We start from the raw sequence: 24,975 nt of genomic DNA, 5'->3' as shown, positions 1-24,975 counted from the left end.
TTACTTCAATTTGTTTTCGATAAGTGTAACTAAGTCGCCTACTGCGTTTACTTTGTTTTCACCCAATTCGATTTCAGTGCCAAATTCTTCTTCCACGTTCATAAGCAATTCCATAACATCCAAAGAATCAATGCCCAAAGCTTCAAACTTTGTGTCCATTTTAATTTCGCTAACTTCACATTCCAATTTTTCTGCCAACATTGCTGCAACTTTTTCAAATACCATGATTATAATCTCCTTTTAAATACAATTATTTTTTAGTTTATATATGAAGCCTATAGGCGTTCATTACCATCTTAAAATACAAGTCGCACTTGCCAAACCGCCGCCAAAAGCAGGCAGCAAAAGCAAATCGCCTTTTTTCAGCATTCCCTGACGATTCAATTCATCCAATGCAATGGGAATGCTTGCTGAGGAGGTATTACCAAATCGTTCAATATTTACATAAAACTTTTCATTTGGCACCTTCAGCTTTACACTGGCAAAATCTATAATTCGTTTGTTGGCTTGATGGGGAACAATATATTTTATATCGTCCATGGTCAGCCCTTGCCGTTTCAAAAGGGTAGTGCAATCATTACATATTGCATTTACTGCAAATTTAAAAGTTTCCTGCCCTGCCATATGAATATAAGGCTTTTTCTGGGTTCCTTTATAAAAGGGGGATTTGCCGATAAACTGAGGAATATCCATTACATCAGAACCACCTTTTACATCAAAGACAGCATCCATATAAGAATCACCCTCGCCAAGCACCATGGCACCGGCACCATCCGCAAAAATAACACAGGTTCCTCTATCTTCCCAATCAACAATACGGCTCAAACGTTCCGCGCCAATCACCAAAACCTTCTTTGCACGGCCTCGCGCAAAAAAACCCGCCGCTGTTTCTAACATAAAAACAAAGGCTGAGCAAGCAGCACTAATGTCTAAAGCCATACAGGAAACACCCAAAAGATTTTGAATCATGCAGGAAACAGAAGGAGAAATTGACTCACCACTCACACTGGCTGCTAAGATCAAATCAATTTCCTCTTTCTTAACACCACTATTTTCCAGAGCTGCCAAGGCTGCCTTGTATCCCATGTCCGCCGCAGTTTCATCCTCGCTGATATGTCTTTGCTTTACGCCCACTCTCTGCATAATCCACTCATCGTTGGTATCCACAAATTTTGAAATATCTTCATTGGTTACAATCCTCGGGGGTACATACATCCCCGTTCCAAGCACATTAAAAGTCATTTTACAATCCTCCGAGCCGCATTCTTTTGTGTTATGCATACTTAGTACCTAAAAATTTGAAAAAGGTTACAAGAAAAATAAAAAAATTTTCGACTTATCTCTCCAAAAAAAGAAAAGACAGGCTATAAAGCCTATCTTTCCAACTTTTTATCATTTTATTATAATTTTCTAATTTTTGAAAATTTTATTCATTTTTTCCTAATTCGCATAAAAAGCATGATAAATGCACACAAAGAAGCACTTACATATGCTAATGCGGAAACTAACATCCATAACCTGCGGATTCGCATATGCTTTGCCAATTCCCCATAATCTCCAGAGGCATTCACATCAAACTTTAAAGAAGCAGGCTGAGTATTTCCATACTGTTTATAATAATTTCGACAGCTTTTACATTCTTTTAAATGAGTCTCTACAGCAGATTCACTGGCTTCGCTTGCCACGCCGTCGTGGTATAATGCCACAAGATCCTTAACAATATCACAGTTCAAACTCATGTTTTAACACCTCCACCAGCATTTTTTTTGCCCTAAAATAAATAACCTTTGCAGAATTTTCACTAATTTTTAAAACCAAGGCAATCTGAGAAAAAGATAATTCGGCATAAATACGTAGTAATATAACATCCCGATACTTTTTCGGAATACCCTCAATAATTGCCCGTACCGCCTTCTCTACATCTTTTCTTCTCATATGCTCTTCCGGATCAACACATCCATCACAATATGTGTTTACAACCAATTCCAGATTGGCCGAATCCAAATCCAATTTATTTTTTTTTAAATATTTAAAATACACATGTTTTCCAATGGAAGCCAACCAAGTAAAAAGTTCACACTCTCCACGGAATCTGTGAAAGGAAGTATACGCCTGTAAAAACGTTTCCTGGGTCATATCCTCTGCCAAATCTCCATCGGCACAAAGCCGATATAAAAAACAATATACCCTGTCGTAATACTCTGTATAAAGGGCTTCGAAGGATTTCAATCCATCACCTTCTTTCAATAAAATCTAGTGACATCATACCATAGATTTTTTAAAAAATCCACACGAAAGACTTTAGTAAGCATGGTCATCGGTTTTTATCATCCCAATTAAATATAAAAACTCATTGTCTTGCTTTGGAGTCTGCACTGAATAAAATGAAGTCGACCTTTCTTTTTAAATGAGCCCAAGCCTTTCGAGTGTTGCCTACTTATCAAAAGTCTTCCATTTTCTTTAAAGCACTGCAACCATTACTCAACAATTTCCCCTTTAAACTCATACCCTCCAGCAAACTCTTGGAGCAGTGTTTCTGCTTCTTTCAGAAGCTCTAAAAGCCCTTCACCTCCGTCAAAGACATAAAAAACCATAACAATCTCCTTGGTTTTTTCTGTAATCATCGCCCTAGTATTATCGCTGGTGGGGTTTCCAAATGGCCCTTTTTCATCAAACAATGCAGGCAAAAATTCAATATTCAATACATTCTTGCCAATCCCTTGATACGCTGTGCCCTCGGGGGCACGAGCCCATAAAATATCTCCCTGCACCTGCTCTAAATCATAAGTCCCCATGGAATAACCTGTTTTTATGGACAGATAATTATTAATATCTACCACATTATTAATATAATACAGTCCTCTTTCCTTAGAAATCCTACGGCACATTGCCTCGGCAGAGCAACGATAGCGATTTGCATCCTTACCCAAAGCCTTATAAGCTTTTCGTGTGGATTGAATTTTTTCTCTCTTATTTGCTTGAGAAAGTTCAATCTCAGCCAACTCTGCAATTTTATCATTTAATAATTCCAAGAAAAGGGCATCATCTTCTTTCACTGCAACCTTACACTGTAATACCCCCAAAACCGCTTCAGGACATCTCTCTTTTATACTGCTATCTATTGAAATATTTTTCATAATATGTTACTCCCTTCTAAAATTCTCATTCTTCCAGCTTACGACAAAAAAACATCTTGTCAAGGAAAATCATGTGTTTTTTAAAAATTTGCTCCTACACTTACTTTTTCATGAAATCTTATGTTATGATAAAAAGAAAAAGGAGCGCGTCCTCTATGACCCTAATGCAGTTGGAATATATCATGGAAATTTATCATTGCGGTTCTATGAATAAAGCAGCTCAAAACTTATTTGTTTCTCAATCTGCAATTTCCTCCGCCATTAAAGAATTGGAAGAGGAATTGGGTATTTCCATTTTTGTTCGCAGCAATAGGGGCATTTCTTTAACAGAGGAAGGTCAGGAATTTATTGCAAAGATCCATCCTCTTTTGCTACAAGCAAAAGAAGTATCTCTTTTCTATACCGGAAAAAATGGCCCAATCAATAACCATCTCTATATTTCAACCCAGCGCTACCCCTTCTGTGCCAAGGCCTTTGTGGAATTTTTGAAAAAACAAAATGATCCATTCTTTCGATATGGCTTTAAGGAATGTCCCATGGGTAAGGTTATAGAAGAAGTACATAATGGAAAAAGCGATTTAGGAATTATTTTCCTTTCAGATATTACAGAAGTTTTTCTAAGTAAGCTATTTGACTCTAAAAACTTAGTTTTCCACGAAATGAAACGTCTGCGACCTCATGTTTTTATGAATAAAGTACATCCCTTGGCACAAAAAGAAGAAATCTCTCTAGATGAGCTAAAAAATTATCCCTTTGTCATATTCTCAAAAAAGGAAGAAAGCTCTCTGAATTTTTCAGAAGAAGCAGTGCTCAGTCAAAATATAGAATATAGCCAAATTATTTACGTGAATGATCGGGCAACTGCCTATAATATTATTGCCCATACCACTGCAATTTCAACAGGAAGCGGCGTTTTACCCGAAGGGTATTATGATCCACGCATCTCAGCAATCCCCTTGGCTTCTCCTGTTTGTGATATGTGCATTGGGTGGATTTCCAGAAAAGGAGAACTTCTTTCCCAAAAAGCAAAGGAGTTCGTTGAAATTTTGGAAGAGCAAATAAAAAAATACTGATTCTTACTGATAAAATAAACAAGGCCGCCGTTAATTAACGGCGGCCTTAAACCTGAAAAAGCATATTTAGAACAAAAGGGTTCTTACTTTAATTCATATTTTCTCTTTCTCTCTCATAAATGGGATTTTTATACTTCCTTATAATATAATCTCTCTTTATACCCACCATGTGCTTTGGCAGTTTACATTGCTATCATCAAAAAATCTCAGACAATCAATTTATTTACAGTCAGCTAAATACTCGAAAACAAGCTTTTCAGCTTTTCATAGTGTGTTCTCTCACAGCAGATATATCATCATTTTTGTGCAAGTAAATAGAAAAGATCACTTCTTTTTATTAAATTTTTTCCAATCCCATTCTCAAATCTTCAATGATATCCTCAACATTCTCCAACCCTACAGATAAACGAATGAGTCCGGCAGAAATGCCTGCGGCTTTCAAATCTTCCTCTCCATAGGTTGAGTGGGTCATAGATGCGGGATGCTCGATTAAAGTTTCAGCATCTCCTAAGGAAACAGCAATGGTTGCCAGTGACAGACTGTTTACAAATTTCATGCCTGCTTCTTTGCCACCCTTCACCTCAAAAGAAATCATGCCACCAAAATCGTCCATTTGTTTCTTGGCAATTTCATGCCCGAGATGGTTTACTAGGCCGGGGAAGTAGACTTTTTCCACTTTTTCATGTCCGTCCAAAAACTCGGCGATTGCCTTCGCACTTGCACAATGTCTTTGCATACGAATTTCCAAGGTTTTTAAGCCTCTTAAAATTAAGAAGGACTCAAAAGGCCCAAGCACAGCTCCTGTCATATCTTTAAGACCAAACATTCTTACTTCCTGCATAAAGTCCGCCTTGCCAATTACAAATCCTGCAATCACATCTCCATGACCATTCAAATATTTTGTTGCAGAGTGAACAACAACATCCGCACCCAATTCTAAAGGTCTTTGCAGATAGGGTGATGCAAAGGTGTTATCACATACAACCTTGATAGCAGGATTAAATTCATGAGCGATTCTTGATATCTCAGAAATATCGGCAATTTTTAAATTAGGGTTCGCAGGTGTTTCCAAATAAACACAAACAGTATTTTCTTTTAAATTTGCCTTTACTTCTTCTAAATTGGAAGTGTCCACAAAGGTAACATCAACGCCATAGCGTGTCATTCCATGCTGTAATAACGCAAAAGTACAACCATAAAGGGTCTCGTCCGCCAAAATGTGTTTTCCGGCACCTGCAATACTCCAAAGGCAGGAAGAAATTGCACCCATACCGCTGGATGCAGCAACACAGGCTTCACCATTTTCTAAAGCCGCAACCTTGCTTTCCAAAACAGAGGTGGTAGGATTGCCTAAACGGGTATAAATATAGCCATTCTCTTGTCCTGCAAAACGATGTCCCCCTTGTTCGCAGTTTTCAAAAAAGAATGTAGATGTTTGATAAATGGGCATTGTCAGTGAACCATATTGTTTATCCCTAAGATTTCCTGCATGAATTGCTTTTGTGCCAAAACCGCTGCTCCCGTGTGCCATGTAAAACACTCCTTTTCCGAATATAATTTATAATGTACTTATTATTATATCATAGAGAAAATTTATCCAGTTATTAGCGGTTTTTTATACTCAGTTATCTAAAAAACTGATAACTGACTTTACTTGTCCCATCCCCTTGAAATTCACCTTAAAAACAGGTATCATACTCAGTGATGAATTGTAAAGGAGAGAACAAAAATGGAGCAAAAAGTATTGATTGTATCATGCGTTGAATATTACAGTTTTCTAAAGAATATTCCCGCTGATAAAGTGTTTCTTTCATTTCGACAAACCTCTATTCTTGACATGATTTTAGAGAGCCAAAAAAACTTCCCAGAAATGGATTTGGAGTTTTATGCCGGAATGATAGATGGAATTGTGGCAATGGAAAGCGACGCTGAGGAAAACGACTACGCCCACTACAAAGAGCGTACCGCCTTGGTTTCTGAGGTTGTGGCTTTGCTTGCAAAGAAGCATGGTTTTGACGCCTTGGAAGCATGCGGAAAGTATTATGAATCCCAAACAGCGAAACTGGTTTCCGAAGATAAAACAGGGTATTATCAAAAAATGGCGGCAGAAATCTACGCCATAATTGAAACGGAATAAAAATAATATGCCTTGGAATGCTGTAATTATGGCATTTCCAAGGCTCTTTTCTATCAATTCGTACTAAAATGTACTATTCATCTACATGATATATCTTCTGGAATCCTTCTACTAAGACCTCTTGCTATTTGGTCACAGGTGAGAATAAGTCCAAAGAGTAGTTTCACTACCGTTTATTAATCATAAATATTTAAAAATGTTACCTTCAGTTTTTCTATTTTTCTAGGCACAGTAAAACCTCCTATATTTTTGCAACATAGGAGGCTGTTTTTACTGCGCACACTTTTTAGTAGTACTATTATAATTATCCCTGAACAGATGCCACCTCATCGCTGGTACTCACACTGTCATTTGTAGATTCTTCTTGTACAGGTGTTTCTACATCATCACTGATAGCAATCTGTTCATTTTCACTATCCCATTCTGTATTAAAACCTAATGCTTCAGCTAAGAAACGGAGAGGGACATATGTCCTGCCACAATTTTTAGTGGGTGGAGCACTTATTTTAACAGTTTCACCGTTAACTGTAGCTGTTGTGCTGTTTGCAGTGATTTGAACTACCGTATCACCATTCTTTATTACTACAGTCTGTGTTTCTGCATCCCATGACACTTCCCCGCCCAACGCTTCTGATATGGCTCTGAGTGGTACTAATGTCACGCCATTTTTAATATATGCAGGTGTATCAAACTTAATTAGGTTATTATTTATAGTCACGCTGCCAGCTGATAATACTTCAGCATCAGCGTACATCTTAGAAATTAATTCTTTCGCATTGGAAAATTCAGCAAGCTCTTCATTAGTATACATTGTTTTCACAAGCATATAACGCTCATTTATTGTTTGTTTAATCTGAGCATTCATATCCTGAATCTGCTGATTCAGTGCAGTTATGTTTTCTAAAACAGATTTTGCACCTTCTGCATCTCCCGATGCAATCAAATTCTCATATTTTAATTTAAGGTCATCTAACTGTTGGTTTAAAGAAATTTTTTCTTGTTGTAGATCCTTCTTTTGCTCATTCAGTTCATTTCTAAAAGTTTTTTTATTTGCTTGGCTATTTACTTCTGTTTTCTGGCTTGAAGCTTTTGCGTCATCAGTTTCATTTATAGCACTTGAGATTTCTTTTTCCTTAGTTTCTTTTTGTGAGGCTGAAACATTGGACTTTCCTTCAGCAGGCTTAGCTGCAACTGGAGTAACTGACACCGACATGGCCACAGTAATTGCAAAAAATAATTTCAAATTTTTTTTCATTTTGTTACACTCCCCTTCTTTTAGATAGAATAAAATGTATTAAAAAACTGCGTGCCGAAATTGACACACAGTCTATTAACCCTGTGACCTCTTCGGTAACCCGGCTATCATAGCAGAATGCTTTAGACCCGTGGCTTTGCGTCCTTGGCTTTCGCCGAGTTTGCCATTATCTGAGATATTTATTAATTATAATAATTTCGACATATTATGTCAATATTTTCGGGAATAATGTTATGTTTTATTTTAAGTTTACACAAGCGTGCTAAAAACGTAGTATAAACCCTAAAACCCCTATTTACCTAAAAAGCATTTGATAAACAATTTCGCGCGCGCCTATAAGATAATAAAGTACATGAATTTAAACAGCGGCAAAGCAGCCTGCTGTTACAAATGGGGGTTCCCTAATTATTTTTTTTGCATTTTAATGTTCTTATATCCCGTGAATCGCCAAGCAATATGGTTCCTTCACCCTTATCACAAAATAGCAACCGCCCTAATGGGAGCCCCATCAGAGTTCTCAAACTTCAAAGGAAGCGCCGCCAGCAAAAAATCCTCTTCACCTATCAAATCTAGATTACAAAGATTTTCAATGATTACCATCGTTTCTTTCTCCAAAATAATATGATGCAATGTAAGGGCAGTATCGGATATGGGATCTAAACCGATATTATCCAAACCAATACCTTTTTTATTATGCTCTACCAGATATCTGGCAACTTCTTTTGAAATCACAGGATACTCACCAAAATAAGCATCTTGCCCCCAATATTTTTCCCAACCCGTTCGGAAAAGTATAAATTCGGCTCTCTCCACACGCTCTTTGTTTCGTTCAATATAGGAAATATCGATCATTCCTCCTTCTGGAACGTCGGTGGCATCAATGACACAGGCTTTCCCCACAAATCCTGATGCATCCTTTTTATCTAAAGAAATACCCTTGGGGAAAATATGATGGGGCGCATCCATATGGGTTCCTGTATGAGAAAACATCTTCAGTAGGGTTTCTTTGAAACCATCTTCTTCATATGTATTGGAAATAGAGAGGTTGGGACCCTCCGTACCAGGATAAACAGGGATTGTATTTGAAATGGTGTGTGTCAAATCAATAATCTTCATATAATTCCTCCTCGCTTTACATAATTGCATAGTTCATGTTTAAAATCCTCAGATAAAAAATCATCTGGATAGCAGGTGCTTTAATATTTTCTCGGGATTCTCTAAAAAACTTCTTGTAATCCGGTAATGTTCCGTTTGCTTGTAAGAAACAGACTTTATTCCTTTCTCCGAAAATTCTAAAATTTCCGCATTCGGAAACATCATAAGCATAGGTGAATGTGTGGCAATCAAAAATTGTGAATTATTTTTCACAAGAATATCAATTTCCCCCATTAAAGTAAGCAACCTCAATGGCGAGAGTGCCGCTTCCGGTTCATCTAAAATATATAAACCATTTCCACTAAATCTATTCTGAACCAATGCCAAAAAACTTTCACCATGGGATTGACAGTGTAAAGAAGTCCCTCCATAGCTATCAACAGCATTCACTTCATCCACATAACTAGCCACATTGTAAAAGCTCTCAGCCCGAAGAAAAAATCCATCCTTGGCATAAGCAGCTTTTAGTAGTGACAAATGTTTATACAGTTCCGAGTGTGAGCTATTTGTGGAAAACTGAAAGTTTTTGGTTCCACCCTCGGCGTTGAAACCGTATGCAACTGCAATTGCTTCAAGCAGCGTGGATTTGCCCGTACCATTTTCGCCAACAAAGAAAGTAACTGGACTCGTGAGTAATAGCCTTTTATTTGTCATTAAGTGTTGAACTGCAGGAATCTGGGACAGATATGATTCCTTGGAAACAGGCAAAGTTAATGTTACATCTCGAATATATCGGGGAGAGCTCATGCTAGTCCCTCCTTTCCTATTATAATGTACTTCAGCAAGCTTAAAATAAATGATAATTTATCTGTTTTATCCGTCAATAACTTATATTGATTTTTTCATGTCACTGATTTATTTACAGCTTTGTCTATAAGACATCAATGTATAGATATCGTCAAGATGTGCTTTGTCTGAAACTTTAATTGCAACACTTACTAACTTTCCTTTAATAGGTGCATTTTCTATTTCCCTTTTTATATCAACTGCGATAGGCAGATTCATTATGTCCAAGTGGGTTTTTCCGGCAAAGTGAAAACTCACTTTAAAAAAGCCTTGCCAAATTGACAGCCAAAAAACAGTTCTCTTTTTTGAAACAGCTTTTCCAAGCCACGATTTGCTATCATTATAATAGTGCCATTCCAGATCAATCTGATATTTTGAAAGATTACTTACGAACGCTTGATAAACTTCCATGCTGTTGCCCAACACAGAAGCTAAAATGATATCCGTAGGATACTGATTTCCATCGTTTAATAATGGCCTCTCCAACCTATTTCTCCCCTTCCATATATTTATCTCATGTTTATATGGCTTGCATATTTTATTATACCACAGTATTTTCCAAAAAAAAACAACCCTCCAACTTAGGTTAAACTCCAGTGAATGATATATGTAAAATAATTCTAACATAAGGAATACGAGGAGGAAGGAAAACCGGAAGCTCGGGTCGAGTCATATGACGGAATATCTAAAGACTGTATAATGCAGTCTTGTCCGGCGAACCAACATCAAGTGTGGAAAATATCCACGCTCTTCATGATGACCCAATTGAGAACGTTCATATTAATATCTTAGCTGAAAGTCCACAAGAAAACTTCTAGCACATCGTTCATATTGGATTTCCTATACCAGAAATTTTTTCTACCCTCTCCATTTTTTAGAGACATAAAAATGACGCCAACTTGTTTTTCATCAAATTGGCGCCATTTCATTTTTTCACTATCTATCGAATAGTTGTACTCCTTTTCAGAAGTTCTAAATGTTTTACTTATTTCCCAAAGCCAGTTTTTTTTCAACCCTGATGATTCCTGAAGAATAAGGAGAAACTACCCCAGCTTCACTAATAAATACCACCAGCTGATTTTCAGCTGTCAAATAGAAGCCAATATCTGCCTGGCTTTCCTCCAACATTTTATCTGCACCCTCGAAATATTTGGAAGGATTTTGTTTGATATCGTCTTTTATGATATTCTTCAAAAATGCCCTCTCAGGATTTGTATCTTTCAATGCCACAAAATTTGACAAGGATTTCTCTATTCCAGCTTTTAAATCATATGTAAAACCCTTTGCGTAGGAATTACCATGAGCACCGCCTGTATAGGTATATTGATTGCTATAAAAAGAGAATATATTGTCCTTAAAATAAGGTGTTTCAAAATCAATAATAAAATCATGGGTTTTAAAATCACTGCCTAAATCTCCAGCTTCTTTTGTTACCAACTCCTTGTTTTCAGATAAGTAGGATTCTAAGCTTCCCTTTGCCCATGAGGCTATTTTATCATTGATTGCTCTTGCCTCTACACCTAACGTCTCAGTATTAAGCTGAGGATATTTCACAGTACCCGTAATTAAGACTGTGCCATTTGCTGCCTTTAAATCCTTTTTATATGTAACAGCAGAATATGCATCTTCTTTCTTGTCAATGGTAATTGAAACAGTCTTACTCTTTCCATCCCAAGCTACATGTCCGTTAAAATATTCTGCAACTGCTCTTAAAGGAATCATAGTTGAGCCACCTATAATCTGTGCAGGAGTTTCCAACTGAACCTTGCCGCCCTCAAAAGATTTTTTGCCAATCACAAGCTTTGCCTCCTGTTTGTCCTTCGTCAGCAAAACTGATTTTTCTTTTTCATTCCAAACCACCTGAACACCCATAGCCTCCAAGGCTCCCCTTACCGGAATTAAGGTGTAACCGTCGGCAATCACAGGCTGTTGCCCTTGAAAAACCACCTCGTAATTATTTACAAAAACCTTAATGCCATCCGCCGCACGTGCAGGCACCGAAGATGCCAGCATTGTTACTGCACAAGCGATAGCCAAACCTTTTTTCTTCATCTTTTAATACCCCCTGCGTATAAATTACTTATACTTTTAAGTATACACGTCTTTTATTTTTATTCTATTAGGAATTTCTGTCAACTTTCTTACACTTTGTTTCAAATATGTTTAAAAATTATTTATAAATTTGAACTTTGAATTATATTATTCTTTAAAAAAAGCACCGAAATAGGATGTCGCCGGCCAACTTCTTTCGTCAGCTAACTTCAAACTATCGGTGCATTTTTATTCCTCAATACGCAGCATCCTGTATCCAACACCAACGTGGGTTTGAATATATTGTGGTTGTGCTGGGTTTTCTTCAATCTTCTTTCGTAAAGTTGCCATAAATACCCTTAGAGAAGCAATGTCATTGTCCCATGTACTACCCCAAATTTCTTTGGTAATATAGGTATGTGTCAGAACCTTTCCTACATTTTTACTTAGCAGGCATAATAACTTATATTCTATCGGGGTCAAGTGCAACTCTTCCCCTGCAAAATATCCACAGCCGGAAGCATAATCCACACGTAAATCACCATTCACAAACTCAACCTGCTCCCTACCCATACGCTGTGTATAGCTTATCCTTCTTAATGCCACCCTCAAACGAGCCAATAACTCCTCCACAGAAAAGGGTTTTGTCAAATAATCGTCTGCCCCTGCGTCCAACGCTTCAATTTTATCTTGATCCTCAGCCCTTGCGCTGATTACAATAATAGGCATATTTGACCATGAACGAATCTTTTTAATAATTTCCACGCCATCCATATCCGGCAGTCCCAAGTCTAATAAAACCACATCCGGATTTTGAGAAACGGCTGCAATTAAGGCTTCACCACCTGAAGCCGCAGTATGATACTTATAATCTTGGGTTTCCATCGTAGTTGAAATCAGATTGCGCACTGCGCTGTCGTCCTCAACAATTAAAATAAAAGGCTTATTCATGTGTAGGTACCTCCTCTGCCTGTAATGTGAAGGTAAAAACTGCTCCGTGGGGAATATTATCTGTTATGGTAATCGTTCCGCCATGGGCTAAAATGATACTTTTACAAAGAGGCAGTCCTAATCCCAAGCCCCTGCCTTTATCTGAAATCGTATATCCTGCGGTATAAAACAACTCAAAAAGCTTTTTCTTTAGAGTATGGGGAATCCCCTCTCCGTTATCCGCTACAGAAACCTGAATTTGATCACCGACACGCTTCATGCTGATTTTAATTTCCGAACCCACCTTTGTGTATTTAATTGCATTATTTACCAGATTTATCACCACCAGCATAATCAAGCGGGCATCTATTTTTGCTAGGAGCATTTCGTCACTTTCCTCAATGGTAATCACATGCTCCGTCCTTTTACGATCAATATGACGCATTGCCTCGGTAATTACCTCTTCCATAAGCTCCGACTGCAAATACAGCTTCATGGTTCCATTTTCAATTCGCGTAACCGAAAGTAGGTTTTCCACCAGATTTATCAGCCACATAGAATCATCATAAATATCCAGATATAAATTTTTCCTACGTTCTTCATCAATGGTATCTCCATTATTTAATAGCACCGCCGCATTTCCTGAAATACTGGTTAATGGCGTTCTAAGGTCATGGGAAATGCCTCTTAGAAGATTTGTCCGTAGCTTCTCGTTTTTCGCCTGAGCCGCCGCTTCTTCTCTTTGGCGGCTTATGAGCTCCTTTTCAAGAGCCAAGGCACACTCCCCTAAAATTGATAACAGTAAATTTGTTTCAAAAGTATCAAAAGGCTTTCCGTGAATGGCTATTCCATATACCCCAAAAACAGTTCCTTTGCTTCTTATAGCTAGATACCTGCAAAGGGCATCACCAAATTCAGCCGTACCCGCACCTGCCTGTTGGTTATGATAAAATGTCCAGAGGGCTGCATCCATCTCCTTTTGGGTGAGATATGCCAAACCATTAGATTCATTCGTCCCCTGAAATAAAATCCCTTTTGATAATTGATTACCGCCTTCTTTTCTGTAGAATATTACCGTTCGATCCAATAATTTTACCAGCTGCTTTGCCGTTTCCTCCAAAATGCCATCCATATCCTTGGCCTGCTGTAATAGCTGATTTGTTTCCAACAGGATTTTGGTTCTAAAGGCCATTGCCTCGGATTGTTCTGCCTGCAACTTAATTTTTACAGCCAGGCTGCCAGCAAAAATAGCAACAACAAACATTATGAGAATTGTTATGGTATCCCCCGTATCATAGGAAGTAAACGTAAAAACAGGCTCTGTAAAGAAAAAGTTGAAAGTTAAAACACTGATCATGGCAGAAATCATAGTATATACACGATTTGATGTTAAAACCGCTGTGCACAGAACCCCCAGAATATAAACCATGATAATATTAGAAGACTCAAAACCCATTGAATAGAATCCTCCTCCTAATAAGGAAGTTCCTATCAATACTAAAATTGTCAAAAAAATATTCAGCCATTTTATTTTACCGGTTTTTCTCAAGCACGGTTCCCCTTTCCGTTTGAAATGCTGGTGTATTTAAAAACGAAAATATTAGGGACGCATTTCTGCTTGACTCTTCATTATGTACAGAAAGTTCCCCAAAATCACCTTTGCTTAAGCATGCAACGTATTTCTATCAATATTGTAAGTTTCTAAGGAATACTATGCCATAAGCCCACACTTCATTCCCTTTACTGGCTGGCTTTTCCTAAACTAGATTCCTTTTATCTGAAACCAGCCCCAGCTCTAAACAATTCTTTCCTAGATTCTTTGAAAGCAGGAAGAATTTTATCTAAAAATCTTACTTTAATAAATCTCGTGCCGCAGTTTTTCCACCAAACACAATCAAGGTTTCATCCGAAGTGAAAACATGTTCTGGTTGAGGAAGGGGTATAATTTGGCCCTTTTTCTTAGTTGCTAAAATACTAATGTGGTATCTGGTGCGAACGGACTTTTCCAATATTGTTTTACCATACCAGCTTTCAGGAACTCTCATTTCATAGATTGCCGCCTCCGGTGTCAACTCAATATAATCAAACAAGTTTTTTGAACCATATTTTATAGCTAAGCGTTCCGCCATCTCCCGTTCTGCATAAACCACATGATCGGCACCATTGCGAAGCAGCAGTTTTCGGTGCACTTCACGACTGGCACGAGCTAAGATGAATTTCGCTCCCAAATCTTTAAATAAAACAGTGATTTCCAATGATATTTGAAAATCATCCCCAATGGCAATCACACAAAGGTCAAAATTGCTAACTCCTAAAGATTGGGCAAAAACCTCATTTGCGGCATCCCCAATTTGAATATTCGGTACAATATTAATGGCGTTATCCGCACGCTCTTCACTTTTTTCCACCGCCAAAACAGAATTCCCCTGCTCCACCAGTTTGTGAGCCATATGTCTGCCAAATCTTCCAAGTCCAACAATTAATATTGATTTCATTTTACAGCCTTCCTTTCAAACAATCAACCAATTTGAATTTTCTCCAGCGGAAGTGTAGATACCGCAGGATTTTTTCTGGATGAAAAAGCCAATAGCATCGTAAGCGAACCGGCTCTGCCAATAATCATTAAAACAATTAATAAAATCAAAGATGTATTTCCCAAAATGGGTGTAATCCCTGTAGTTAAACCTACAGTGGCAATTGCCGAGACACTCTCAAATAAAGCAGAAAGCAGTGGAATCCCTTCTATTCGAGAAATAACCATAGCAGCAAAGCAAACCAAAAATAGATAAATCATAAAAACACAAGATGCCAATCGGGTAATGCCCTCTTCCATTCTGCGTCCAAAAACCTCAATAGATTTTCTATGCCAGAAGGTGGTAAGCACACTTAGCGTAAGCACAGCAAAAGTTGTTGTTTTTATACCACCCGCTGTTGAGCCTGGGGAACCGCCAATGAACATAAGACATATTATTAAAAACTGACCTGTTTGTGTCATGGAACCTATATCAATGGTGTTAAATCCTGCCGTTCTTGCACTGACAGATTGAAAGAACGAAGCGATAATCCGTTCCGAAAAATTGAGCATTTGAAATTCAGCTCCACCTTTTTCACTGGTATATAACAATACCGCACCACCAATAACCAAAATACTGCTTAAAAAAATAACAAGCTTCGTATGCAGATGCATTCGAGAAAAATGCAATTTGCTTTCTAATAAATCTTGCCAGACAAAAAAGCCAAGTCCGCCCACAATAATAAGAAGCATTAATATTAAATTGACATATAAATTACCTACCTGCGCTGTAAAAGAAATAAACTCCGTTTTCTCCCCCATCAAGTCAAAACCAGCATTACAAAAGGCAGAAATACTATGAAATATGGAATACCAAATCCCCTTGCTTAAACCATAACGAGGAATGTAAAAATTTGAAAGAAACAGCACCCCACTTCCTTCTACCAAAAGAGTCCCATATATTACAAATTTTGTCATACGCACAATTCCCGCAAGCTGAGGTGCGGAAATTGAATTCTGCATTAACGAGCGAGAAATATAACCAATTTTTTTCTTCGTTAGTGAAATAGCAGCAATGCAAAAAGTCATAAACCCAATACCGCCAATTTGAATTAAACAAAGTATAATAAGCTGTCCAAAAAAGGACCAATGGGTATATGTATTTACCACAATCAATCCCGTTACACACGTTGCAGAAGTCGCCGTAAAAATAGCCGTCAGAAAATCCGTGTATTTTCCATCCTGACTGGCAAACGGCATAATCAGCAATAACGCTCCAATTAAAATAATAAAACAATATCCAAAAAGAATTACCTTCATTGGTGAGATATCCGCAAAATGCTTCATAAGTTTATCCTTTATTTCAAACGCCCCCTACTAATCCAATCTGCATAATTCCTTTTGTATTCCCCAAATAAATATCATGATAACGAATGCACTTACATTCTGCAAAACAAGATTTTAATGCATCTCACAACATCTCACAGCATACTCCATACTTAGTTAAAACGGAATTAAAATATTCTCCAGAGCATTAAGATTGTATAAAGATACCTTTATTCTCCCCGTTTTGCTTGAAAATAATATAAATCTTATATAATTTTATGAATCTACTCTTTTTACAAGGTTTGTTTTGTGAAAGAGGTGTTTCATAAGATAAAAGAATCCAAAAAAATCCCTTGCAAAAAATGCTTCAAAAGTCTTGTTTTTCGTTTTTGTATTTGGGCTAAATCTCTAAAAGTTTAACTATTATTAAATGAATAAAAACAATATTTATTTCTCAGGCACAAAATAAAAAAAGTGTTGACATTTGGTTTTTCCTGTTGTAATATATAGAAGTCGTCGGCGAGGCGTGGCTCAGCTTGGTAGAGCGCTACATTAGGGATGTAGAGGTCGCAAGTTCAAATCTTGTCGCCTCGATGACTTATAAAAGGTGTTGAAAACGTTGATTTTACAGGGTTTTTAACGCTTTTTTGTTTTTGTTTTGTAGAGGTGATTTTGCGGTAAATCACGTTAAAAAACACTAAAAAATGTTACCTATGCATGGTTTTATGCATGGCTTTTTTCATCAAAAAGCAAGTACGCTATAAAAAAATCCGACAAAATGTATTTTTGACGGATTTTTTTATTTACATTATTCGACATTATATGAATATTCTTTTAATTCTATGTCTAAACATACTGTGCACCCATCAACTGGTTACGTTTACATATGTCCACTTTCCTACTGGATCAAAACATATGTGTCCACCTTACCTCATACTACTATCAAAATCTAGGTCTTTTGCTTTAAGCAATGAAGCATTCCTCAAAAAATACAATTTTAATGCATACTGAAAAAAATTCTTTTTAATATATTTTTTCGTTTCACCACAATGAGATAACTAGCCTTACATCAAAAAAATACAATAGATACATATACCAAGAATAAATAATAATATTATATTTATAATTATTCTGTAATATTTTATTATTTGAATATATATTTTATAGTTTTTATGATTCACGTCTGATATCATAAGAAGTTTATGACAAAACATGTTATTAGACACAGCAAATAAAAACAAAATTAAAATTATAATGATTTCCTGTTGATCAATCATTTTTTATCCTCTTTTTATTAGATCTCAGGCCGTCTTATTTCAGACATTATATAAAAATAAAACTCATAACACGTCTTATATTAATCATATTTCTATCTGGATAGGATATTGCTCATTATGGTACAACTGCACACCCCTCAAACTGGTTATGCTGTGAGTGTTTTAGCTTTTAAACATAACAGAATTTTTAAATTATCCACTTTATGAGCTACTATGTAAACGTCCGATTATGATACTAATCTATCATTTTAGGAATTTTCGAGCTAACTTGTTACTCACAATCCCAAAGGATATCCCTGATATAAACATAATGAAAACTCATTTACTACAGGGTAAACTCATTTTGGTTGTCCACATTAATAATAATTTTTTTACAGTTAGGGCAATAAAATGCATCAACCGCAGATCCCGAAAGAAGAGAGCAGTTGGCTAAAACGATGCTGTTTGGACTCTTTGACCACCGACTTACTCCCGTTGAAGACTCTCCCTCAGGAGTCCATGATAAGAGATTACCGGATTGAATATGACCACGTTTCATAACATGATTACAATATGGACACTTCACCTCCACCCCTCCTCCAAATCAAATATAAATATTTTTTCTCATACCTTATATACTATCAGTACATTTTAAACATAACCTGAAGTTTCCTAAAGGTTATGCTCATATTGTTCAAATAAGATTTTATTCAAAAATCACCAGTTGAGATTTGTCTAGGCCATGAAAGTAATAAGTGCTTAGCAATTTTTAAATCTGTTTCCAGGGGGAAGTACAAATCACAGAAAAAATTATGATAATTTGCAGTCCAAACATACTTATCCCAAACAAATATATTTTCCTTATGTTTCATTAACATTTCCTCAAGTTTTTCTTTATGTTTTTCTAATAGCTTAATTTTAACTAATCCAAACTCGTAGTCGTTATTGCATTCTTTATAATATTTAAAAATAGTGTTTAAATACCCTATAAACCATTTACCATCGGTGTCAATTAGAATGTTCTGGTTTTCTGGCATCTTATTGTAGTTCTGTATATGTATTTGTATTTGCCCTACAGTTTTATCATCTAAAACAATTCTTGGATAACAGGCTACTTGGCTTTCTTGATAATGAGCATCTAACAAAGCTGGCCCAAAAACAATATCTTCATTAATATAAAATTCGCCAATGCTTATTCCACCTCGAACAAAAAGGCCTTCTAACGCTAAATTGAATTGATACTCTGCAACATTATCCAATATCTCATTTAATTCAGATTCCCCATCATTATCTATTGGATATGCAACAACCATATTGTCCGTAAATATTTTAATTTTTCCTTGACTATACTTGTCAGGAATAATACACTTTTTGTTTTTCTCAATAAGGTAATTTATTTCACCCAGCAAATTATTTCCTAATCCATTATTACAAGAATCTAGTATCATATCGGAAAACCCTAGTATATCTATTGCACAAACAATGGAATTGAGTAATTTAGGAAATTTTTCATCATATTTGTTTTTTTTCATATCTTTATTTCCTCTCAAGGGTTCTTTTTATCTATTAAATAATTAGTATTTGCTACAATCAATATAATTACTGCTTATAAAGTTGGGTTTGCTACGGGACATGTCCTTAATCTTACCCTATTTTTTATCAGATCAAAAGTTAAACCAAGGACAGTTTTCATATTCTTTCGGCAACGGATTATCAAATTCAATCCAACCGAGATTTTTTATAGGTTTCGACGGCTTGTCTGGGAAAACCCATTTATTTAAGTAATCGATGAAATCAGCCTCGTTGTAACAAACTACGTCTTCAACCCTATATTTTTTCGCATTAGGGCTTGTATGTAGCCATTCATTACAGAATTGGTTACAATACCTATCCAAGTTGTCAGCAACATCGTCAGGAACAGAGTAAACAACTCTATCTCCATCTGCACTTAATATAACATTTTTCATATTCAATTACCTCTCAAATTATAAAAATAGTCTTTAGTATCTCAACTTATTTTAATTAAGTACACTTTAAACATAATGAGAAACTAACTTTAATAAGAATTATGCTCATAAAAAAATCACTTGTGATATTCTACTATTCATCCAGTCTTCGCCCACTATAAAATTTATTTACCTCTTATCTCCTCTAACTCTTTAAAAAACTTCCATCCATTCTCAGATAATCCAGTTATCATATCAGCCGGTGCCGAAGGTGCTTTGAACGCCAAATTAACTTGAGTTATTAGCTTCCCATCTATTTCTTTAACTTTTTCATTTGCTATATAACTATTTATTATTGCATTCCCTCTTTTGTAATGATTCTTGTCTTTCCAATCTTTTGTTGATTCTAGCGGCCTTTTAATTTCGCTTCCTGCTGCCAATATAAACCTTCCATCTTTTACAAACAATTTAGCATTGTGTTTTGTCGGTGGATAATAGTATTTTATTAATTCGTTCCTATCCTGCTGTTCATCAATATCAATGCCCTCAGCACTTAACAAAAATTTAATTTGAGAAATGAAGGTCTCAATATTAGGAATATCGTAAACACTAATATTGGGCTTATTAAGTCTCAGATCTTTATTTGTTAATACATAGCTACTTTTCTTAAACTTCTGTATAAATTCGTACTCCAAATAATCAATTGAAAGTTTATCGAAGCTATTGTTGTCCGTGACAAACAATATACCATATGTCCAAAAATCTTTACGCCTAACATGCTCTTCAATCCTCTGTATTCCGTTCACAGATTGTCCAATATACACAACGCTCTCATCTTCACTATCATTAAATAGAAAGTAAATTGCATAGTTTAACGAACAAGGTAATTCATATACCTTTTTGTAACTTTCACGAGTAAAATAAAACGCCTTGATTTGGTTTGTGCGGTCCTGGTACATTTTTAAATTGGCTGCGTTCTTTTCATCTGGATACAGATATGTAATTGTTTTTTGCATAAATCCTCCTTGACATTAGGGTTATACCCCTATGTAAATTCGCCTTATTTTATTTTCATATTATCCTATGCAAGTTGCTTATGAACATCCTCAATTTCCACAGCTTCTTTCGCTACATCATTATTGTGACTTTCTTCAACCTGCTCAATTGCTCTGCACTTAGGAAATTTGGAACAACCCCAAAATTCTGCCCCTTTATTCGCACCTTTTTGCGCAATCCTCAAAACCATGGGTGCACCACATTTAGGGCAAATTTTACTATCATCTTCAGAAGGTAATCTTTTTTCTTCCCCGAATGCTTCTTTTTCAATCTCCTTCTTAACTTCAAAAGAAGCCTGCTTAGGACGTTCTATGTCATTTTTTATATCTTCTATATGCTTCTGTTTTAGTTCTTCATCTATTTTTGTGTGAGCTGATAGAACATTGTAAATTTCAGAAATATCGTTCTCCGTTAATACAGGAGTACGGCTTAGACTTTGAACAATTTTCCTTATATTATTTCGTTTTATAACATAAACGTCAGGTGTCTGCACCGTAACATTTTTTAATTCACAACGCTCACTAAAAACAATTATGCTTTTATATGTAGTGTCAAAACTAAATCCCAACGTGGCTTTTAATGCCAGAAATTATGTCCAGCATTTTGAAAAACGGGGTTATAAAATTTATTCTTAACTCTTTTATTCAAACTCTGTGTCCAATACTTTGCTTTATCATTTCCGAAAATCCAACCACTATAGTTTTTGCTCTCCAAGACAAAAATACCATATTCATTAATATACACAACGTCAATCTCCGTTGTTTGTCCTTCTTTTGCAGCTTTATTTAAATACACATTAGCCAGGAACTTTTCTTTTTCAGAAATGCCCTCTAAGCATCTGACAGTCAAATACTCCCCATAGTACCCTTTATCGAAAAACACCTTTGACCTGGGAATATCCACAATGGTTTTATAAACTGATTTATCATATTGGTTATCAAATGTTAAGAATTTATAAATAATAACAACGAATAGCAGTAAAAATGGGCTGAGTATAAAGAGTAAAAGCAAATAAATATATAACATGTTTTTCCCCCTAACAAGAATTATTTATTAATTATATATTATAAACCATTATATGTAATTTTGCAAAATATTCCCACAAATACAAAAAAATGCTACAATCGGCTTTCATATCACCAATTGTAGCATTTTTCGCATCACTATTCGTATTTTATTAAGACATATATTTAATGTAGCTCTCCGTGAGACTGTTTTCCTTAGTTCACCTTAAGCATATATTAAATCAGAAATTTCTGATAATTAATTCTTTGTATGTTGTATGTACTACCCAAATCACCCATAACCATTTTTAAATTATGAGACCGCTCAACTTCTTCAATTACAAAATCCTTTTAAAGCTCTCTGATAAATTCATCATCATTATATGATAAAACAAAATTCCCTTTAATACCTCTTAGTGTATCCCTCAAAAAATATGCATTTCTTCTCCAAAACCATCCTCTCCTGTATCATAATATTTTTCCGTATTATGATAGGGTGGATCACAATAAAAAGTAAGCCTGATATTCCCTGTAATCCCAGACCTGTCACCATACCACTAGGAACACTTAAGATATTTATTTTTATATAATCCAATGGAACAGGCGTATCAAACTCAATACCAAAACTTACCGTTCCTTGGGTGCCGCTGGCTACCGGTGCTGGAATTGTTGTAACAGCACTGCTTTTTACCCTCTGAACCATCTGATAATTCCAGTTAAAATCTGTTAATGCATTTAGCTTCCCCATTACCGTACCTGCCGTTGCCGTTCCGCCTATGTCCGCAGTATTTCCCAACCTCTGCACAACCCCATCCACAGAGTTGTTATTGATTGCATTCTGTAGCAATGTGGTTAAATCCTCGGAAACATAATTGCAAAGGTATTCCCAAGCATCCCACATGGTATCGATGGTAAGCTGCTGTGCAATCTCCCCGGGAACACCGATATTTTGCACCATAGTAGTCATTAAATCATAGGCTTCGTATAGGTTTGATATAGCACCACCAATGCGCCGTATTCGTTACTACTTTGTACAGCATTTTTGGAGAACAAACTTTTTACTACATGAATTTTAAACTCCATGGTTTGCAAAATTTGTACGTTTTGGTAGTAAATCATAATCTGCACTTCCACATATCCCACTTTTGCAAGGGTTTGATCTGTTAGAGGGAATTGACACCTGCCGTTAGCCGCCTCCGTAATCACACCGTTATTGTAAATCTCGCCACCGTCCTCGGGCTTCCTACAATAAATTCGCACCTCATGACCTGCAAGATCAATGGGCAACCCATTGTCCTTCAAATAAACATCTAAAAAACGGCTGTTAGAGTCGTTCTGCACAGCCGTAATAATGCTATCTCTCTTTACTTTCACATCAACAACAAACTTATCATAAACTTGGGCCATTATAACCACCTCCATTTCGGTTCCACTTCTATTTTTGTGACACTTCCTGTCCAACTGATACTATTTTCCCCTACCTGAAACCGAGGAAAATCCAAAGCAGAGTATTTGTTGTTTGCATTAGTGACGTCTTTATAAACTTCCATCATCTCACTATTAATGGTTACACTGCCACTTATACCATTCAATCCATAATTCGTGCCGTTTACGGTTAAAATAATGTTGCCATTCCCATAAACCGTGATAGTTGGTTCTGCATAAACATTTCCATTGTTGGTAATGGTCTTGGGTGTAGTCAGAATAAAATGATCCGCAAAAGCATTTACAGCATATTTAAAAGGGAAGGTATCAAATTGTATCAGGAACTTCGAGAAACTATTCAAAACTCCATTCATATCCATTTGATTTTTTACCAATACACGATAACTCTTATCCGGTTCATTGGAAAAAGTAATTTCTCCATACCCATCCAACCATGCATTAATCTTTTCCGCATACTGAGGTACATCTTTCCCCTTATTTTTAATGGCGCACTCTACTTCTTTTGTATAATTCAGATAGGTCCCTTCATCGTTATGTAATACACCGTTTCTTCCGGAAATCTTGATTTCTAAAACCGTTCGCTCCGGCTTCGTGATAGGAGGGACTTTTGTCACGATAATACCCATGTCAGTGCTTCTTATTCCTTTAAATGTGAAATAAGGCTGCATGATTATTTCCCCCCTCTTGCTGAACTGCGCTGTTTTCTCATGAACTCACCCACTCGCAAGAAGTCTGACACATCCCGATCACTCCCATTATTTACGTTTGCAATCTGTAATACTAAATCGCCCTCGTTGATTGTAGTGGCACTTGAGGTATTGGTAATCTGTTGCCTTGCAATATCCACCCCAGCCCTGAGGGTATCACGTATGGATTGCTCTACATCTGCAGCACGGCCTTTCCATGGTTTGATATATCCATCTACGGAATAATCACCAATCTCTTCAAATTCACGGGAAGGTGAATGGATATCCAACTCATCCCTAGCCGCTTCGATAGCAGCTCTCACAGTTCTTGTAATAGCCTTTACAACTTCTGATTCCCCCTGCTCAATGCCCTTTGCCATGCCTAACATACTTTGATAGCCTATTTCAATGGATTCATTCTCTAATACACTAATTTTTTCAATCAACATATCCGTGTAGGTTTGCATCTGCTCCTGAATCAAAGCCTAGTCAGCTTCCCATTTTGCAAGGACTGCTTTCATGCCATCGCTGCTTCCCCCATCGCTCTTTCCTTTTGGGGCTTTTTCTTCTCCTTGTCCTTGGCTTTGATAACCTCCGCCATCCACAATACCTTTGGTTACGTTTTCCGCAATATTCTTACCGGCATCATATGCCTCTGTTTCCAAACCATTTAGATCAGATATCAACTCATCTATATAGTTAGTTTTCAACTCATCTTTCTGATCTTTATAAAACTTATCTGCAATCTCCTGAGCCTTTAGTTGCTTTTTCTCCCAATCCTCAATCGTCTTTTGGAAGGAGGCCTCACTTTTCGCAAGAAGCTTTTGTGCAACGTCCGTCCCATCCTCAACCCCCATTCCAGCAATTTCATTGAGTAACCCATCGGAAATGCCCTTTCCTTTTAAATCGTCCAGAGCTTTTTCATACTTTTCTAATGCATCAATTTGCTTTTCAATATTCTCAAGTTGAACCTTGCCATCGTCATCACGGGAGAATAAATCTCCGTAATCCGCCAAACTGTCAGCCATTTTCTGTTGCTCTGCAACAATATCATTGTAAATGGATATTACCTCGTCAAACATTTCCTGAGTGGAACCCACCCAAGCTTCTTTATTTCCCTGTAAATACTTATCCCGCTCTTTTTTCGTATTGGTAATATAGGTTTTTAAGTCAATGAACCCATTTTCATATTTTTTAGATATTGCTTCGCTCATTGATTTGTAGGCGTCCTCTAGAACT

The 24,975-nt window shown here is 36.5% G+C and carries 28 protein-coding genes, 1 tRNA gene and 1 riboswitch; of the genes, 3 read left to right on the top strand and 26 right to left on the bottom strand.

Annotation, left to right across the window (positions count from 1 at the left end; translation table 11 throughout):
* The 5 genes from CPRO_RS03200 to CPRO_RS03180 all read right to left on the bottom strand — a co-directional run bounded on the left by CPRO_RS03200 (position 1) and on the right by CPRO_RS03180 (position 3,137).
* Positions 1-225, bottom strand: coding sequence for an acyl carrier protein (locus tag CPRO_RS03200; RefSeq protein WP_082754207.1), 225 nt, complete (start codon positions 223-225; stop codon positions 1-3).
* A 63-nt stretch (positions 226-288) separates the two neighbouring features.
* Positions 289-1,242, bottom strand: a complete 954-nt coding sequence (locus CPRO_RS03195) for a beta-ketoacyl-ACP synthase III (protein WP_066047793.1) — start codon at positions 1,240-1,242, stop codon at positions 289-291.
* A 188-nt stretch (positions 1,243-1,430) separates the two neighbouring features.
* On the bottom strand, positions 1,431-1,739 hold the full coding sequence (locus CPRO_RS03190; protein ID WP_066047791.1) for a zf-HC2 domain-containing protein: 309 nt from the start codon (positions 1,737-1,739) through the stop codon (positions 1,431-1,433).
* Positions 1,723-2,229 (bottom strand): RNA polymerase sigma factor, encoded by a 507-nt coding sequence (locus CPRO_RS03185; RefSeq protein WP_066047789.1) that lies wholly within the window; start codon positions 2,227-2,229, stop codon positions 1,723-1,725. Before CPRO_RS03185 ends, CPRO_RS03190 begins: the two co-directional genes overlap by 17 nt.
* 248 nt (positions 2,230-2,477) lie before the next feature.
* The gene (locus tag CPRO_RS03180) at positions 2,478-3,137 is read right to left on the bottom strand and encodes a B3/B4 domain-containing protein (protein ID WP_066047788.1); all 660 of its coding nucleotides are present in this window, start codon (positions 3,135-3,137) and stop codon (positions 2,478-2,480) included.
* Positions 3,138-3,292: 155 nt separating this feature from the next.
* Here CPRO_RS03180 and CPRO_RS03175 point away from each other — a divergent pair, with 155 nt between their 5' ends.
* Positions 3,293-4,210, top strand: a complete 918-nt coding sequence (locus CPRO_RS03175) for a LysR family transcriptional regulator (RefSeq protein WP_066047787.1) — start codon at positions 3,293-3,295, stop codon at positions 4,208-4,210.
* A gap of 337 nt (positions 4,211-4,547) precedes the next feature.
* Here the strand turns inward: CPRO_RS03175 and megL are convergent, their stop codons facing one another.
* Positions 4,548-5,741 carry a methionine gamma-lyase gene (gene megL, locus CPRO_RS03170; protein WP_066047785.1) on the bottom strand — a complete coding sequence of 398 codons (1,194 nt, stop codon included), beginning with the start codon at positions 5,739-5,741 and terminating at the stop codon, positions 4,548-4,550.
* Positions 5,742-5,939: 198 nt separating this feature from the next.
* On the opposite strand from megL, the gene CPRO_RS03165 reads away from it, so the two are divergent.
* A complete protein-coding gene (locus CPRO_RS03165) occupies positions 5,940-6,347 on the top strand; it encodes a hypothetical protein (protein ID WP_066047783.1) in 408 nt (135 codons plus the stop codon).
* 304 nt (positions 6,348-6,651) lie between these two features.
* On the opposite strand, the gene CPRO_RS03160 is transcribed toward CPRO_RS03165, so the two are convergent.
* From CPRO_RS03160 to CPRO_RS03115, 9 genes are all read right to left on the bottom strand, one after another.
* On the bottom strand, positions 6,652-7,602 hold the full coding sequence (locus tag CPRO_RS03160) for a stalk domain-containing protein (protein WP_066047781.1): 951 nt from the start codon (positions 7,600-7,602) through the stop codon (positions 6,652-6,654).
* A 91-nt stretch (positions 7,603-7,693) separates the two neighbouring features.
* Positions 7,694-7,777, bottom strand: a riboswitch (cyclic di-GMP riboswitch).
* 299 nt (positions 7,778-8,076) lie between these two features.
* Positions 8,077-8,718, bottom strand: a complete 642-nt coding sequence (locus tag CPRO_RS03155; RefSeq protein ID WP_066047779.1) for a cyclase family protein — start codon at positions 8,716-8,718, stop codon at positions 8,077-8,079.
* A gap of 60 nt (positions 8,719-8,778) precedes the next feature.
* Entirely contained in the window at positions 8,779-9,504 is a 726-nt protein-coding gene (locus CPRO_RS03150; protein WP_066047778.1) for an AAA family ATPase, read from the bottom strand.
* A 108-nt stretch (positions 9,505-9,612) separates the two neighbouring features.
* On the bottom strand, positions 9,613-10,029 hold the full coding sequence (locus CPRO_RS03145; protein ID WP_066047776.1) for a DUF3788 family protein: 417 nt from the start codon (positions 10,027-10,029) through the stop codon (positions 9,613-9,615).
* Between the two features lie 495 nt (positions 10,030-10,524).
* Entirely contained in the window at positions 10,525-11,595 is a 1,071-nt protein-coding gene (locus tag CPRO_RS03135; protein WP_066047772.1) for a GNAT family N-acetyltransferase, read from the bottom strand.
* Positions 11,596-11,823: 228 nt separating this feature from the next.
* A complete protein-coding gene (locus CPRO_RS03130; protein ID WP_066047771.1) occupies positions 11,824-12,525 on the bottom strand; it encodes a response regulator in 702 nt (233 codons plus the stop codon).
* On the bottom strand, positions 12,518-14,014 hold the full coding sequence (locus tag CPRO_RS03125) for an ATP-binding protein (protein ID WP_257721897.1): 1,497 nt from the start codon (positions 14,012-14,014) through the stop codon (positions 12,518-12,520). The genes CPRO_RS03130 and CPRO_RS03125 overlap by 8 nt, the downstream gene beginning before the upstream one ends.
* A 340-nt stretch (positions 14,015-14,354) precedes the next feature.
* Positions 14,355-14,999 (bottom strand): potassium channel family protein, encoded by a 645-nt coding sequence (locus CPRO_RS03120; RefSeq protein WP_066047768.1) that lies wholly within the window; start codon positions 14,997-14,999, stop codon positions 14,355-14,357.
* Positions 15,000-15,022: 23 nt separating this feature from the next.
* Positions 15,023-16,363: a TrkH family potassium uptake protein gene (locus CPRO_RS03115; RefSeq protein WP_072743445.1), complete on the bottom strand. Its 1,341-nt coding sequence runs from the start codon at positions 16,361-16,363 to the stop codon at positions 15,023-15,025.
* 499 nt (positions 16,364-16,862) lie between these two features.
* On the opposite strand from CPRO_RS03115, the gene CPRO_RS03110 reads away from it, so the two are divergent.
* A tRNA-Pro gene (locus tag CPRO_RS03110) sits at positions 16,863-16,936 on the top strand.
* Positions 16,937-17,944: 1,008 nt separating this feature from the next.
* Here CPRO_RS03110 and CPRO_RS03100 read toward each other — a convergent pair.
* The 11 genes from CPRO_RS03100 to CPRO_RS03050 form a co-directional block, all read right to left on the bottom strand.
* Positions 17,945-18,184 (bottom strand): PF20097 family protein, encoded by a 240-nt coding sequence (locus CPRO_RS03100; RefSeq protein ID WP_066047764.1) that lies wholly within the window; start codon positions 18,182-18,184, stop codon positions 17,945-17,947.
* A gap of 124 nt (positions 18,185-18,308) precedes the next feature.
* Positions 18,309-19,130, bottom strand: a complete 822-nt coding sequence (locus CPRO_RS03095) for a hypothetical protein (RefSeq protein WP_066047763.1) — start codon at positions 19,128-19,130, stop codon at positions 18,309-18,311.
* A gap of 132 nt (positions 19,131-19,262) precedes the next feature.
* On the bottom strand, positions 19,263-19,565 hold the full coding sequence (locus CPRO_RS03090; protein WP_066047761.1) for a hypothetical protein: 303 nt from the start codon (positions 19,563-19,565) through the stop codon (positions 19,263-19,265).
* Positions 19,566-19,729: 164 nt separating this feature from the next.
* On the bottom strand, positions 19,730-20,560 hold the full coding sequence (locus CPRO_RS03085) for a GIY-YIG nuclease family protein (protein WP_066047758.1): 831 nt from the start codon (positions 20,558-20,560) through the stop codon (positions 19,730-19,732).
* 65 nt (positions 20,561-20,625) lie between these two features.
* Positions 20,626-21,168, bottom strand: coding sequence for a topoisomerase DNA-binding C4 zinc finger domain-containing protein (locus CPRO_RS03080; protein WP_066047756.1), 543 nt, complete (start codon positions 21,166-21,168; stop codon positions 20,626-20,628).
* Between the two features lie 8 nt (positions 21,169-21,176).
* The gene (locus tag CPRO_RS03075) at positions 21,177-21,626 is read right to left on the bottom strand and encodes a nuclease-related domain-containing protein (RefSeq protein ID WP_066047754.1); all 450 of its coding nucleotides are present in this window, start codon (positions 21,624-21,626) and stop codon (positions 21,177-21,179) included.
* Between the two features lie 381 nt (positions 21,627-22,007).
* On the bottom strand, positions 22,008-22,571 hold the full coding sequence (locus CPRO_RS16005) for a hypothetical protein (protein ID WP_066047752.1): 564 nt from the start codon (positions 22,569-22,571) through the stop codon (positions 22,008-22,010).
* Positions 22,571-23,011, bottom strand: coding sequence for a BppU family phage baseplate upper protein (locus CPRO_RS03065; protein WP_066047750.1), 441 nt, complete (start codon positions 23,009-23,011; stop codon positions 22,571-22,573). The genes CPRO_RS16005 and CPRO_RS03065 overlap by 1 nt, the downstream gene beginning before the upstream one ends.
* Positions 23,011-23,718 carry a distal tail protein Dit gene (locus CPRO_RS03060; RefSeq protein ID WP_066047749.1) on the bottom strand — a complete coding sequence of 236 codons (708 nt, stop codon included), beginning with the start codon at positions 23,716-23,718 and terminating at the stop codon, positions 23,011-23,013. Before CPRO_RS03060 ends, CPRO_RS03065 begins: the two co-directional genes overlap by 1 nt.
* Positions 23,719-23,720: 2 nt before the next feature.
* Positions 23,721-24,203 (bottom strand): hypothetical protein, encoded by a 483-nt coding sequence (locus CPRO_RS03055; RefSeq protein WP_143149018.1) that lies wholly within the window; start codon positions 24,201-24,203, stop codon positions 23,721-23,723.
* Between the two features lie 18 nt (positions 24,204-24,221).
* Complete coding sequence (locus CPRO_RS03050; protein WP_066047744.1) at positions 24,222-24,950, bottom strand: hypothetical protein; 729 nt, start codon at positions 24,948-24,950, stop codon at positions 24,222-24,224.
* Positions 24,951-24,975 lie beyond the last annotated feature (25 nt).

The sequence above is a fragment of the Anaerotignum propionicum DSM 1682 genome (assembly GCF_001561955.1).
GTDB lineage: Bacteria > Bacillota > Clostridia > Lachnospirales > Anaerotignaceae > Chakrabartyella > Chakrabartyella propionicum.
This window is presented reverse-complemented; position numbering and strand designations above follow the sequence as displayed.

What these genes read in the sequence shown, in the direction of transcription:
- CPRO_RS03200 (WP_082754207.1), bottom strand. Translation starts at nt 225, where the DNA reads ATGGTATTTGAAAAAGTTGCAGCAATGTTGGCAGAAAAATTGGAATGT.
- CPRO_RS03195 (WP_066047793.1), bottom strand. Translation starts at nt 1,242, where the DNA reads ATGACTTTTAATGTGCTTGGAACGGGGATGTATGTACCCCCGAGGATT.
- CPRO_RS03190 (WP_066047791.1), bottom strand. Translation starts at nt 1,739, where the DNA reads ATGAGTTTGAACTGTGATATTGTTAAGGATCTTGTGGCATTATACCAC.
- CPRO_RS03180 (WP_066047788.1), bottom strand. Translation starts at nt 3,137, where the DNA reads ATGAAAAATATTTCAATAGATAGCAGTATAAAAGAGAGATGTCCTGAA.
- CPRO_RS03175 (WP_066047787.1), top strand. Translation starts at nt 3,293, where the DNA reads ATGACCCTAATGCAGTTGGAATATATCATGGAAATTTATCATTGCGGT.
- megL (WP_066047785.1), bottom strand. Translation starts at nt 5,741, where the DNA reads ATGGCACACGGGAGCAGCGGTTTTGGCACAAAAGCAATTCATGCAGGA.
- CPRO_RS03165 (WP_066047783.1), top strand. Translation starts at nt 5,940, where the DNA reads ATGGAGCAAAAAGTATTGATTGTATCATGCGTTGAATATTACAGTTTT.
- CPRO_RS03160 (WP_066047781.1), bottom strand. Translation starts at nt 7,602, where the DNA reads ATGAAAAAAAATTTGAAATTATTTTTTGCAATTACTGTGGCCATGTCG.
- CPRO_RS03155 (WP_066047779.1), bottom strand. Translation starts at nt 8,718, where the DNA reads ATGAAGATTATTGATTTGACACACACCATTTCAAATACAATCCCTGTT.
- CPRO_RS03150 (WP_066047778.1), bottom strand. Translation starts at nt 9,504, where the DNA reads ATGAGCTCTCCCCGATATATTCGAGATGTAACATTAACTTTGCCTGTT.
- CPRO_RS03135 (WP_066047772.1), bottom strand. Translation starts at nt 11,595, where the DNA reads ATGAAGAAAAAAGGTTTGGCTATCGCTTGTGCAGTAACAATGCTGGCA.
- CPRO_RS03130 (WP_066047771.1), bottom strand. Translation starts at nt 12,525, where the DNA reads ATGAATAAGCCTTTTATTTTAATTGTTGAGGACGACAGCGCAGTGCGC.
- CPRO_RS03120 (WP_066047768.1), bottom strand. Translation starts at nt 14,999, where the DNA reads ATGAAATCAATATTAATTGTTGGACTTGGAAGATTTGGCAGACATATG.
- CPRO_RS03115 (WP_072743445.1), bottom strand. Translation starts at nt 16,363, where the DNA reads ATGAAGCATTTTGCGGATATCTCACCAATGAAGGTAATTCTTTTTGGA.
- CPRO_RS03095 (WP_066047763.1), bottom strand. Translation starts at nt 19,130, where the DNA reads ATGAAAAAAAACAAATATGATGAAAAATTTCCTAAATTACTCAATTCC.
- CPRO_RS03090 (WP_066047761.1), bottom strand. Translation starts at nt 19,565, where the DNA reads ATGAAAAATGTTATATTAAGTGCAGATGGAGATAGAGTTGTTTACTCT.
- CPRO_RS03085 (WP_066047758.1), bottom strand. Translation starts at nt 20,560, where the DNA reads ATGCAAAAAACAATTACATATCTGTATCCAGATGAAAAGAACGCAGCC.
- CPRO_RS03075 (WP_066047754.1), bottom strand. Translation starts at nt 21,626, where the DNA reads ATGTTATATATTTATTTGCTTTTACTCTTTATACTCAGCCCATTTTTA.
- CPRO_RS16005 (WP_066047752.1), bottom strand. Translation starts at nt 22,571, where the DNA reads ATGACTACTATGGTGCAAAATATCGGTGTTCCCGGGGAGATTGCACAG.
- CPRO_RS03065 (WP_066047750.1), bottom strand. Translation starts at nt 23,011, where the DNA reads ATGGCCCAAGTTTATGATAAGTTTGTTGTTGATGTGAAAGTAAAGAGA.
- CPRO_RS03060 (WP_066047749.1), bottom strand. Translation starts at nt 23,718, where the DNA reads ATGCAGCCTTATTTCACATTTAAAGGAATAAGAAGCACTGACATGGGT.
- CPRO_RS03055 (WP_143149018.1), bottom strand. Translation starts at nt 24,203, where the DNA reads ATGCAAACCTACACGGATATGTTGATTGAAAAAATTAGTGTATTAGAG.
- CPRO_RS03050 (WP_066047744.1), bottom strand. Translation starts at nt 24,950, where the DNA reads ATGAGCGAAGCAATATCTAAAAAATATGAAAATGGGTTCATTGACTTA.